At 43.1% G+C, this 12755-nt stretch carries 11 protein-coding genes and 1 pseudogene; 6 read left to right on the forward strand and 6 right to left on the reverse strand.

What is annotated here, in order from left to right:
• Both DW793_RS06330 and DW793_RS06335 read left to right on the forward strand, forming a co-directional pair.
• Positions 1–266: integrase core domain-containing protein (locus tag DW793_RS06330; protein WP_147342171.1), on the forward strand; the 266-nt coding region annotated here is incomplete at its 5' end.
• A 270-nt stretch (positions 267–536) separates the two neighbouring features.
• Positions 537–1610 (forward strand): GGDEF domain-containing protein, encoded by a 1074-nt coding sequence (locus DW793_RS06335; protein WP_118157387.1) that lies wholly within the window; start codon positions 537–539, stop codon positions 1608–1610.
• A gap of 48 nt (positions 1611–1658) precedes the next feature.
• On the opposite strand, the gene DW793_RS06340 is transcribed toward DW793_RS06335, so the two are convergent.
• Positions 1659–2102 (reverse strand): hypothetical protein, encoded by a 444-nt coding sequence (locus DW793_RS06340; protein ID WP_022288477.1) that lies wholly within the window; start codon positions 2100–2102, stop codon positions 1659–1661.
• A gap of 150 nt (positions 2103–2252) precedes the next feature.
• Here DW793_RS06340 and DW793_RS06345 point away from each other — a divergent pair, with 150 nt between their 5' ends.
• A complete protein-coding gene (locus DW793_RS06345; protein WP_118157388.1) occupies positions 2253–3470 on the forward strand; it encodes a hypothetical protein in 1218 nt (405 codons plus the stop codon).
• Between the two features lie 77 nt (positions 3471–3547).
• Here DW793_RS06345 and DW793_RS06350 read toward each other — a convergent pair whose 3' ends face one another.
• Complete coding sequence (locus tag DW793_RS06350; protein WP_118157389.1) at positions 3548–6121, reverse strand: right-handed parallel beta-helix repeat-containing protein; 2574 nt, start codon at positions 6119–6121, stop codon at positions 3548–3550.
• A gap of 243 nt (positions 6122–6364) precedes the next feature.
• Positions 6365–7153: a ZIP family metal transporter gene (locus DW793_RS06355; RefSeq protein ID WP_118157390.1), complete on the reverse strand. Its 789-nt coding sequence runs from the start codon at positions 7151–7153 to the stop codon at positions 6365–6367.
• 226 nt (positions 7154–7379) lie between these two features.
• Between DW793_RS06355 and DW793_RS06360 the strand changes: the two genes are divergently transcribed.
• From DW793_RS06360 to spoIVA, 3 genes and pseudogenes are all read left to right on the forward strand, one after another.
• Positions 7380–8501, forward strand: a complete 1122-nt coding sequence (locus DW793_RS06360; protein ID WP_118157391.1) for a DUF3794 domain-containing protein — start codon at positions 7380–7382, stop codon at positions 8499–8501.
• Positions 8498–8938: a LysM peptidoglycan-binding domain-containing protein gene (locus DW793_RS06365; RefSeq protein WP_118157392.1), complete on the forward strand. Its 441-nt coding sequence runs from the start codon at positions 8498–8500 to the stop codon at positions 8936–8938. Before DW793_RS06360 ends, DW793_RS06365 begins: the two co-directional genes overlap by 4 nt.
• Before the next feature lie 12 nt (positions 8939–8950).
• Positions 8951–10425, forward strand: a pseudogene (spoIVA, locus tag DW793_RS06370) (stage IV sporulation protein A).
• Positions 10426–10510: 85 nt separating this feature from the next.
• On the opposite strand, the gene DW793_RS06375 reads toward spoIVA, so the two are convergent.
• The 3 genes from DW793_RS06375 to DW793_RS06385 all read right to left on the reverse strand — a co-directional run bounded on the left by DW793_RS06375 (position 10511) and on the right by DW793_RS06385 (position 12750).
• The gene (locus DW793_RS06375) at positions 10511–10849 is read right to left on the reverse strand and encodes a hypothetical protein (RefSeq protein ID WP_022288482.1); all 339 of its coding nucleotides are present in this window, start codon (positions 10847–10849) and stop codon (positions 10511–10513) included.
• A gap of 21 nt (positions 10850–10870) precedes the next feature.
• On the reverse strand, positions 10871–11836 hold the full coding sequence (prmA, locus tag DW793_RS06380) for a 50S ribosomal protein L11 methyltransferase (protein WP_118157393.1): 966 nt from the start codon (positions 11834–11836) through the stop codon (positions 10871–10873).
• A gap of 179 nt (positions 11837–12015) precedes the next feature.
• Positions 12016–12750, reverse strand: coding sequence for an ABC transporter ATP-binding protein (locus DW793_RS06385; RefSeq protein ID WP_118157394.1), 735 nt, complete (start codon positions 12748–12750; stop codon positions 12016–12018).
• Positions 12751–12755 lie beyond the last annotated feature (5 nt).

A 12755-nucleotide genomic window follows, 5' to 3' on the forward strand; every position in this document is an offset into this window, starting at 1 on the left:
AGACGCTTTTTGAGGCGACATTAGAAAAGTTGGGAGTAAGGCATAAGCTTATACGTCCATATACTCCACGGCACAATGGCAAGGTTGAAAGAAGCCACCGTGAAGATCACAACAAATTCTATAATTGCCATAGTTTTTATTCCTGTGAAGATTTAAACGTGCAGCTAGCTGCACGTTTAAAGAGGACAAACAATCGTCCTATGCGTCCTTTAAACTGGCTTTCGCCTATCGAATTCTTCAATAACTATCGTGTCCAATATCATTGACAAACTAACACCATGGCTTGCCGGCAATATTTTTTTCACTATATTTTTTCATATTGTTCATATCAATATAATATGATTTATGTGCTCTATGAAAAGCAACAAAAAAGCGCCATTTTTCGCACTTTTTAGGCTAGCACCTACAAAATCATCATGATAATTTGTACAAATTTAGTCTTGCAAAAACGTTTAAAATAGTATATAATATATCTGTTAAAGTAAAGTGATTTTGTTTATAACATCAAACCAAATATCAAAGAAAGAAACAAATGTATGAAAATAAAAAAAGAAATAAACCTCTTTGCGGGAATGTTCACCGCAGAGGAAATATATCGCTATGGTGATATCATACTGCTGTTAGGTCATATAATATATCTTGTGCTGTTTTATCGGTTCGGAGTATACCAAATGGTATATTATAACTATTTCAGCGTAGCATTCTATGCAGTGATGTATTTCCTGCTTCATTTTAAGAAGATAGGCAAAATGTCATTTACTTACCTTGTGCTTGGCGAGATAATAGTACACGCCTGCATGGGTGCTTATTACATAGGCTGGTCAGCAGGATTTACGCAGATAATGCTGTGTATAATACCTATTCCATTTTTCATTTCACAAAACAGGAAAGCGATACCATATATACTTTCGTCCTTTGATGTTGTTGTGTTCATAGTCATGCGTATCATAGTCACAAACAGGGTCGCACCTTACAGCTTTGATACCAACAGAGAGAATATCTTATACATTTACAATACTCTATGCAGCTTTATTATAATTATCTATGTATCTTCCATATACATTTTCACAAATGAGCATAACAAGCGTGAAGCAAAAGCACAGAACGAAAAGCTTCAAAAGCTCGCCACTATCGACCCACTCACTCAGCTTTTCAATCGCCGTGCCATGATGGATTTTATCAAAAAGATAGAAAGCAACAGCCGCAGGACAAACAGCGTATATTCTATGTGTTTGGGCGATATCGATGATTTCAAGCACGTTAATGACACATATGGTCACGAAGTCGGTGACAAGGTACTTAGAGCGGTATCAGATGTTATAGCTGGAAACGTGCCTAGCGAGGGCTATGTGTGCCGTTGGGGCGGTGAGGAAATACTATTCGTTGTTCCAAATACAGACACAGAAAGCTGTGAGAAGATAGCAAAGAGCATTTGCCAGAAAATACATGAGTGTACATTTAAGGAAAATTCTCGAAGTTTCAATATATCCATGACTTTTGGAGTTTACTCAGTGACTCCGAACGAAAACTATGACGAGGGTATCTCAAAAGTGGATAAGCTGCTATACAAGGGCAAAAATCAGGGCAAAAACTGCGTTGTATCTAAATAAAATCAAGGCAGCCGTGTAGGAAAAACTCCACGGCTGCCTTTTTCATGCCTATTTTGCAGAGAGATATCCTCTCATGTCTACAGAAAGGCGTTCCTCAAGACATATAAGCTCCTTGGCAATGTTCTTGGACTTCTCGTCTGCCGCCTTATAATTGTTGAGATAACCAGACAGGGACTTCACGCCCATATTACAGCCGTCTGTTATAAAATCTGCCACAGCGTCGTCACTGCTCTCTGCCGCAAGCTTGAAGTTGGTTTTAAGCCATGCCATGCCCTTTGCCATAGCAGGCGGCTCTTTTCCGCTGTCATGATATGAATTTAAAAGTCCCTGAAGCTTCTCTTGTATCTCCACATGCCCTGCAAGATTTTTCTCTAACGTTCGCTTTAGCTCTCCGTTTGAAGTGTATTTCAGCGAATCCTCAATAGACTGCACGCCCATTTTTATTCCTGCATCGCACTCCCTGAGAAGCTTTATTGTATCCTTTTCTATCATCTAAGTTCGCTCCTTTCATAACTGCAAATAGTTTTCCACAAAAATTTCTCTTTATGCCTGCATAAATTCAGCAAAACTATTGAAAAATCTTTAAATTTGTGATATAATTTTTTATGGCTTACGCCTGAAGTATATAAGGGGGTATTTTAAATGGGAGAACACAAACATTACAAAGAGTCGGGCAAATTCAGCCCAATTGGAGCATTGCTCATGGTGCTTGCAACGGCAGTATGCGGTGGATTGCTTTTCTGGCTCTATCTGCTTTTTGAGGGCTGGTGTACTATCATCTATCTCAATGTTATCGCTGCAATAGCGGTGTCATGCGCACTTGGCTTTGTGGGAGGAAAGATAGTCAGAGCATTCAAAATGCGAAACACAGTTGTGGCAGTTGCCTGTGCAGTAGTGGGCTTTTTATTTGCCTCATATTTTAAATGGGCGCTGTATGATTACAACGATCTGAAAAAATATGGCTATGAGCTTATGGGTGAATACACAGCCTATGATTATTATGACGAGCTGAATATGCTTTTCGATGAAAACACAGACGGCTTCGGTGATTATTATGACTTTTATCACCAGACCAAGGCATATGATCTTTTCAGCAACGATTCAACAGGCGATTTCTCAGACGAGGACATTGCCACCATGCAGAAAAAGTCTGTATGGCAGTTTTTCGAGCTTGACAAGCTTCTTGGCAAGGATAAAAAATCCGCACAGAAAAGCCTTGAAAAGTCATACACCATGAACGCATATGACTACACTTATGATTACAGAGATTATGATAAAACAGGACTTTTTGACATAATCGCACACCCGTCTGACCTTTGGAATGATATAAAGTCTATCAACAAGGAGGGTCGCTGGTCTTACAAGTCATCACATTCATCAAAAGATAACGGCTCGCTTGTGAACGGCACGATCCTGTGGATAGTATGGGGCAGTGAATTTATCCTTCTGCTGGCTTTCCTTGTGGGCGGCGTGAGAATCAAGTCAAAAGAGCCTTTTATCGAGTCTGAGGACGATTGGGCAGAATACAAAAACCTCAAGGGTGCATACAAATTCATGGTGCCTGAGGACATAAAGTCATTTAAGGTTTCAATGGAGCAAAGCCCTTACACGCTTTTTGATTATCAGACGGCTGTTACTCAATTCCTGCCTACATATATGGTGATAGATTGCTATGTTAGCAAGTCAGGCAATGAGAATTATCTCACAGTATATCAGCAGACTATCAATCCTAAGAACAAGAACCCTGACACAAAGGTTCTCGTGAACAAACTCTTTGTTGACGGTGATTTCATGAACAGGCTCTATTCCCTTGCAAATTTTGCTCCGCAAATGCAGGACGTTCAGCAGACACCACAGTAAGGAAAGAATAAAGACATACAAAAAAAACACGGCTGAAAAAAATATCAGCCGTGTTTTATTATGCCAATTTTTATATTTTACAGCCAAGCGCCGTAAATAGTTTCCCCTGTAAGCTCACGATATGAGCGCACTCTAAGATCCAGCATATTTGCTCTCGCCTTTGCAATGACCTGTGAAGGTGAATTGTAGTTCACCACTATGGCAGGCTCGCTGTGAGAGGTGTGGTCAAGCTTATCCTTGACCGCTTCTGCTACCTCATAGCCCTGGGCTTTCATTGTAGGCTTGCCCGTAACGATAGACTTGCTGTTAAGCTCCTGCGGCTTTATGACCATTACATTATCAGACTTTAGCGTTATGTCAAACTGAAAATCAGCCGAGTCGCAATACTGACCCATGCCTATAACCGTCACCTTTGCAGTTCCAACGTTCACGTTGTCAGAGTAAACTGTTCTATAATCAACATCAGGAATAAGTGTTTCGCCGCCAACAAAAACGTCAAATATCTGTGTTCTCTCCTTGCCTGTGTATGACATAGAGCCACGCATATTTGTGGTACAGCCCACAATAGTAAGCTTTGTTTTTATGCTCATATCCGCACTGTCGCTTCCCTCTTGGACACTGTCAACAGTATCAAGAAAAGCTTTCACTTTATAAACATATCTTGTTTTTGGAACAAGTCCATAGTCTGTAAATGAAGTGCCGTCTGTTACAGTTGCTATCTGCTCAAACTCTGCGTCCTCAGCGTCGGTCTTTCTGTAAACATAATAGCCGTCAGCCTGCGACACCTCGTCCCATGTTAAAGTGAGCTTATCAGAGCAGATATCCTGCGACTTTACGTTATCAGGTGCGTTCAGAAGCACTGCCGCACTGCCTGTGACGTAAATATCGCCCTTGCTGTTGTCAGCAAAGCTGTTTCCGCTTATTTTAACCTGAGATTTCTTATTAGCTTTTATTCCGTAGCCTTTATTTTTATTGCAGGTGTTGTTGAAAAACTCCACAGAAGCGCTGTTATCAGCCATCAGACCGCTAAGACCGTTTTCTTCAAGGATATTGTCAGAAGCCTTACCGCTTCCGCCAGTGAATATAAGTCCGTGATTTTTAGACTTCTTAACAGTGTTTTTTCTCACATCTGCCTTAGCTTCTTTGGTTATCTTTATGCCGTTGGAGCCTGCGGAGGTTATAGTATTGCCTGATATGGTATTTTTATCAGAACCGCCTGAAACATAAACTCCCGACACGCCTGGCTTTTTAATGGTATTTGAGCTTACCTCATTGCCTGAACCACCGCTTATATAAACGCTGTTCTGCTTTGTGCCTGTAAGCTTATTTTTGGTCACAGTCACCTGTGACGATTCGCTGAGCCATATAAGATCCATGGAATAATTATATCTGTCATAGTCATAGCTTATATCGTTAGAACCTATGAAAATTCCCGAAACGTCTGTAAGCCTTACTGCTGAACCAGCTGTTTTTATAGTGTTGTCTACTATCTTCACGCCCTTTACAGTGTAGTTGTAATCAGGGTGTGAATATGACTTTTCAAGCTTTTTGCCGAATATCTGTATCGCATACGGCTCTGGATAATAATATGTACCCACAACAGTTATGTCGTTGTTTCTTATTATGGTGTTGGCATTATCGTCAAGGCGATCCTTTATGCCTGCATAGCCTGAATTAGGCACATGGAAATTTGCATTTTCATAATCGGTCATGTACTTGAAATCTATGGCACAGCCAACGTTTTTCATAGTGTTGTTTTCGATTATACATTTTTTATGATTAATAAGTACGATAGCCGTTCCGCTCATATTATAAAATGAGTTGCCTGATATAAGTGTATTAGTATAATATACACCAAGACAAGCTGAATGTGAGCCAAGACCTCTTATAAGGTCATGGAATTTGTTGTTCTTTATTACAGCATTGTCGCAAGGGGTATCATCAAAAGGCTCATACGCCGGGAAAACATCACTGTTACTTATGGTATCCAGCTGAATAGCCTCTTTCTGAAATGTTCCCGTATAACCATGAAAATCGCAATCCTCAATAGTGATGCCCTTTACACCGCCTATCTCAACATGATGACCATTGTAATTGTTTTTTATCTCAACGTTCTTTATCCAAAGGTTTTTCATGTGACCAAATCTCATATTAGAAAATGGTCTTGAAGTAGACGAAGGGTTGCCGTCCCAACAGCCTCCCTCGATAACGATATTTCTCTCGCTGCCATATCCGCCTGCACCATTTGCCTGAGCGTTCTTTATCATACAGCCCTTGTCAAAATTTCTGACGATAGTCGCTCCGTCCTCAAGATACAGCCAAGTGTTTGAATATATCTCCAAAAGCTTGTCTATCCTGTATTTGCCTTTTGGCACAACGACCTTTATCTGCACAGAGTTTGAGCCGTTGTCAATGGCATAGTCAAGGGCTTTCTGTATCGCCTTTGAGGAGTCTTTCTTTCCCTTTTTGTCTGCGCCGAAGTCAACAACATTCACTTCAAGCGCTCCCGAATATCCGCTTATTTCCGCTCCGCTGGCTTTTGTGCCGGTGATAGTGGAATAGTCATAAGCAAAGCACCTTACTGTCATAAGCATAATGGCGAGTAAACACGCCGCTGCAGAGGCAATAAAGGTGCGAGTGATCTTTGTCAATTCTCATCTGTCCTTTCGTTGTCTTAGGGTTATCGCTGCTCTCTTTTTGTTCCTTTTATCTTTTTTTGCAGAACATATTTTACACATATTCAATTATACCAAATCACGCCCCATTTGTCAACCGAAAAACGTCAAAAAGACGAAAGCAATAACTCACAAAGTCAGCGCACGATACTTGTGCGTTATCACAACAAAAAAACTGCGGCGAAAAATTTCACCACAGTTTTTAACAAATATGCCTTTTTATCCTAGTGCCACATCAAGTATCATCATAAGCAAGAAGCCTAGCATTACGCCAACTGTTCCCATGTGACCTTCCCCCAGATGTGCTTCGGGGATAAGCTCCTCCACCACCACATAGAGCATTGCTCCTGCGGCAAAGGCAAGAAGCCACGGAAGAAGCGGTTGGACAGCACCTGCGGCAAGAACGGTGAGAAGTCCGAAAACAGGCTCAACAATTCCTGAAAGAGTGCCAAGGCCGAATGCTTTCGCCCTGCTCATGCCCGATTGCCTCAGAGGCAGTGCGATAGCCGCACCCTCCGGAAAGTTCTGTATTCCCATGCCTATGGCAAGTGCGATAGCAGAAGCCAGCAGTACCGAGCTGTCATTATGTGCCGCCAACGCAAAGGCAAGACCTACTGCCATGCCCTCAGGGATATTGTGCAGTGTGATAGCGAAAATAAGCATTCCCGAACGCTTTAGTCCCCTGCGGACGCCCTCTTCCCTTTCAGGCTCAGGTAGAAAATAAGGCATTGCCTTGTCAAGCACCATAAGAAACAGCACACCTAGTGCAAAGCCCCCTGCGGCAGGTATCCAGCCTATCCTGCCGAGAGCTTCCGCCTCGTTTATGGCAGGGATAAGCAAGCTCCACACGCTTGCGGCTATCATAACGCCTGCAGCAAAGCCTAAAAAGGCTTTCTGCACCTTTTCGCTCTGCCCCTCTTTTCTCATGAAAAAGACCACAGCCGCACCTAACGTCGTCATAGAGAATGTAAAGCCCGTGCCTGCCGCAGCCCAAAGTAGACCATTCATACTAATATGTTTCCTTTCAGACAGTATTATGTCAGATACAATGACATATCTTAGTCTATGAAAAGCCTTTACGCTGTGTGAAAAAGCCTCTGCCGACAAAATACATTAAATTTGTCTGAGATTTTCAGAATATGACCCGTCCCAAGTGAATATAATGTTCTCAGCAGGGCATTACAAGCCCTTTACGATCGTATGATCAGTTTATTTTTAGGAGGAAACAGACAAGATGAACACTATGGATCTTAAGCTTAACAGAGAGATGCTGTCAATGACACGGACTATCCTTGACGCCTCCTGCGAGCAGGCTGTGGAAAAGGATTTTCTGCTGCCCGACTATTATCCCGATATTTTCAGGGTACTAAAATGCGTTATCATGCCAACAGTACAGAGCCATTCCATAAACGGCGGAAAGCTCAGCTTTGACATGGCAGTGCTCATAAGAGTGCTTTACATCAGCCAGAACGACAAGCGGATAAACTGCATCGAGCAGAAAATGAACTACACAAAATCTTTCGACCTGCAAGGGGATTGCGGCGACCCTATGATATGGCTCACGCCAAAATGCGATTACGTCAACTGCCGTGTGGTAAATCAGCGCAGACTTGATATCAGGGGTGCTGTGACTATCCACGCAAATGTGACGGGCGAAGTAACTGTGCCTATAGTCACAGACGCATTCGGCTGCGGAATTCAGCTTAAAAAGGCGGCTGTTACATACCCTGCAAAACGTCTTACCGCAGCAAAGCGTATCACACTAATAGAGGAATTGCAGCTTTCTGCGGCAAAAGCCCCTGTTGGCACTATCCTGCGGACAGATTGCCGCATTATCCCACAGGAACACAAAATGATAGCAGGCAAGCTTGTGACAAAGGGCGACGCTGAGATAATGATGCTTTACTCCTGCGTAACTACCGATGGAGAAGAAACCGCTGAAACAATGCGGTTTACTCTGCCGTTCTCACAGATAATCGACATAGACGGCATTGACGATACTTTCACCGCAGACGTGAGGATAACCCCTGCGGGGTGTGATATCATACCAAAGTCTGACGATTCCGGCACACTTGAATGTGAGCTTGTGCTTCTTGTGAACTGCGTTGCCAAAAAGCTTTCCACCTGTGAGATAGTCACAGACGCATATTCCACCTGCTTTGAGTGCGAGGCTGAAAGATGTGAAAGCAAGCTTGACAGCGAAAGCATAAAGTTATCTGACAGCCACAGTGTTACTGCAAAGCTTTCCTGCCAGGATGGCGAGATACGCTGTGTTCACGACAGTTGGGCGACCCTTTCCAATGTGACATCAAGGCTTGACGAGGAAAAGAAAGCTTTATCATTTCAGGAAGCGTGACGTTCTGTGTTATCGGCAGGAACGCGGACGGCACTCCCCTTTATCTTGAAAACGATTCGCCTTTTGAGCATGAGATACCCCTTCCGGAGAATGTCAATGGTGAGATATCCATATCCCCTGACCTGTGCATAGAAAACTGCACATACTATCTTGCAGACGAAACAACAGCGGAGCTTAAAGCCGATATCAAGATAGGCGGCGAAATGACTATTCAACAGACAGGGACTATGATATCAGAGCTTAGGGTACTCACAGATAAGCCGAAAGAGAAAAATGACAAATACGCTCTGAAAATATGCTACTGCAATGAGAGCGACGATATCTGGGAGATAGCGAAAAAGTATTCAACTTCCATAACAGCCATACTTGAAGAAAACGAGCTTACCAACGATAAAATATCAAAACAGGGAATGTTGCTTATCCCATTAATGAACTAGGAGGACAGACACATGAAAAACGATATTTACACCGACATTGCCACACGGACGGGGGGCGATATCTATATAGGCGTGGTAGGTCCTGTCCGCACGGGAAAATCCACCTTTATAAAACAGTTCATGGAGCAGTTCGTTATACCGAACATTGAAAGCGACTACCGCAAGGAGCGTGCCATTGACGAACTGCCCCAGTCCTCCGCAGGCAAGACTATCATGACCACCGAGCCTAAGTTCATTCCTGAGGAAGCTGTGAACATCACCCTAGAGGGCGGAGCAAGCTTCAACGTGCGAATGATAGACTGTGTGGGCTACATAATCCCAAGCGCCATAGGCTACATAGAGAATGAAGCCCCGAGAATGGTGGTCACACCGTGGTTTGACACGGAAGTTCCATTCAACATGGCGGCTGAGGTGGGAACGCAAAAGGTCATAACAGAACATTCCACCATAGGTCTTGTGGTGACAACAGACGGCAGTATCACCGACCTGCCCCGTGAAGAATACGAGGAATGTGAGGAGCGTATAATCGACGAGCTGAAGCAGATAGGCAAGCCGTTTGTGGTGCTTATGAACACCACTGAGCCTTACTCTCAGCAGGCAAAAAACCTTTGCGAACAGCTTTCCGACAAATACGGCACTACAGTTATGCCTATAAACTGTTTGGAGCTTTCGGAAAAAGAGATAAAAGAGATACTTACGCTTCTGCTATACTCTTTCCCTGTGAAAGAGATAAACATCTCAATGCCCTCATGGATAAACTCTCTTGACAAGGGTCACTGGCTGAAAGAAGCGGTTTTCGGACATATCAAGGAAGCGGCTTCGGCTGTGACAAATCTTCGTGACATCTCAGACTGTGCTGAGAAGATATGCTGCTGTGAGCAGGTATCATCTGGTTCGGTGGCTGAGATAGACCTTGGAAAAGGCTCGGCTGTCATAAAGGTGGAGCTTGACCCTGCGCTGTTTTTCAGGATAATAGGCGAAGCACAGGGCTTGAGATTAAGGACGAAAACGACCTTATGCCGAGAATTTTGGAGCTTGTGAAGATAAAAGAGCGTTTCTCGAAATTCAGCTCTGCCCTTGATGAAATGGAGAAAACAGGCTACGGCATCGTTATGCCTGAAATGAACGAGCTGACCCTTGATGAGCCTGAGATAATAAAGCAGGGTGGAAAATACGGCGTAAGGCTCAAAGCCGCCGCACCAGCTATTCATCTTCTGAAAACCACTATCAACACCGAGGTCGCACCTATCGTCGGCTCGGAAAGGCAATCTGAGGAGCTTGTGCTTTATATGCTCAACGATTTTGAGGAATCACCTGAAAAGATATGGGAGTCAAACATTTTCGGCAAGTCACTCCACGAACTTGTGAGCGAGGGTCTGCACACAAAGCTTTCAAAGCTTCCTGAGGACGCACGCATGAAGATAAAAGAAACTATTGAGCGCATGATAAACGAGGGCTGTTCGGGACTTATCTGTTTTATTCTCTAAGAGTTTCATAAATGAAAATAAACTGATCCACCAAAAAAAGCGTTACACTATGAAAAGTGCAACGCTTTTTATCTTGTATAAAGTGTTAATTTACTCCCTCTGCAAAGCTGATCGGCACACCGAAAAGCACGCCTGCGTTAGGCTGTGAAAGGTCGCCTGTAACATCAGTTATCGCCTTTCTTGCAACATCTACCTGATCGTCTGCAACGGCAACGAAAATGGTCTTGCCCTTCTGTGCAGCGTCCTCACCGCTGAGAATAGATCTCAGAACGCCGATCATAGGCAGATTATCCATTGTAGAAATAGATTTCGCCATTCCCACGCTGTCAATGACCGTTCCGCCTCTTATGCCTGCCTGTGCCAGCGAACGCATGATTTCGTCTACTAACTCGATTCTCTTGATAACCAAAAACAATAACTGCATTTTGATCCGTCCTTTCATCTCTTATTTCCTGAATGACGCAGCCACCCAGTCTTCTTTTTCTCTTATCTCAATAAGCTCAAAGCCCTCTGCTTTAAGCCTGTCAAGCACCTCGTCTTTTCTCTGGTCGATTATTCCTGAAACTATGAGCGTTCCGCCGTCTTTGATAAATCCACCGAAAATGCCGCTCATGCCTATAAGAACATCTGCCACGATATTTGCACAAAGCAGGTCATAGCCTGTGCCTATCTGCTCAACCAGAGCCTTATCGTCTATGATATTTCCGCAGTAAGCTATATACTTTTCTGCGCTTATATGGTTTTTCTCTGCATTTTCCTTTGCTATCTTAACAGAATTTTCGTCAACGTCCACCGCTGTTGCACTTTCAGCACCAAGGAGCAATGCGCCGATAGAAAGTATTCCGCTTCCGCAGCCAAGGTCAAGTATACTGTCGCCCTCATGGAGATTTTTCTCCACAAGCTCCAGACAAAGCTGGGTTGTGTTATGCTGACCTGTGCCGAAAGATGAAGCAGGGTCTATTTCAAGTATCTTTCTCTTTTCGCCTTCAGCGACCTTTTCCCATGACGGCTTTATAAGAAGCTTTTCGCCAACGCAAAGGGGTTTGAAATACTGCTTCCAGTTGTTCGCCCAGTCCTCTTCCTTAACGTTTTTAAGCTCATATTCAAGCCTGCCGAACTCATTGTTCACGTCACGCTTTTTGAGCGCTTTAAGCTCCAGCTTCATAGCTTCAAGATTTTCAAGACCCTGAGCGTTCTCAGGGAGATAAACTGTCACTGTAGTTTCACAGTTTTTCAGACCCATAAGGTCATCATCTATATAATCCCAGTTGCCGTCCTTATCATCAAGAAAGTCCTGAAAATCTTTTGCATCCTTGATAACAAAGCCGTTTATACCCATTCCAAGCAGACTTCCCGTTACTGCTTCGATGCCTTCTGTTGTGGTATATATATCCATTTCAACCCAATTCATAATATCAATTCCTTTCGATAATATCTTATTATAACACATTTTTGCGATTTTGTAAAGCTTTTTGACTATGATTTATTATACAAAATTCAATATTGATAATTGTATATACTTATCAAATATCAACCATATTAAGTGTAAACAAAAAGCTTCCCGTCAAAAAAAACGAAAAGCTTTCATGATCATTTTTTCTTATCGTAAGCGTCAAAGGCTTCCTCAACAGTGCCGTCCACCTGCACCTTGCCGTCTTTTAGGAATATCGCCCTTGTGCAAGTTTCCTCGATAGCCTTGCGTGAGTGGGAAACGAACAGTACCGTTACGCCCGTAGCGATAACATCATTTATCTTATCACGACATTTCTTCTGAAAGTCTGCGTCGCCAACGCTCAGTGCCTCGTCAACAACGAGGATATCAGGCTTTATATTTATATTGATAGCAAAGCCAAGACGCATTTTCATTCCGCTTGAATATGTTCTTACAGGCTGGTCGATATACTCTCCAAGATCTGCAAAATCAATTATATCCTGCTCTATATCCTTTATCTGATCGTCATTAAGACCAAGCAGATAGCCCTTTAGATAGATATTTTCCATACCCGTCATATCCAGTGAAAAGCCTGCTGTAAGCTCAAGCAATGCGGCAACCTTTCCTCTTACAGTGATAGTGCCGCTGTTTGGAAAGCTTACGCCTGTTATCATTTTCAGAATGGTCGATTTTCCTGCACCGTTCTTTCCGATAATTCCCACAGACTCGCCTGGGTATATCTTGAAGCTCACGCCTTTAAGGGCAGGGTGCTTCTTTACTCCCCTGTTTTTTGTGAAAATAGCCTTAAAGCGTGCCTTTTCGTTTTTATATAAAAAGTATTCTTTTTTTACGTCCAAAAATTCAATAATTGGCTCAGTCGCTTGATTTTCCATTTAAA

Source organism: Ruminococcus sp. AM31-15AC, from assembly GCF_003462045.1.
Lineage (GTDB): Bacteria > Bacillota > Clostridia > Oscillospirales > Ruminococcaceae > Hominimerdicola > Hominimerdicola aceti.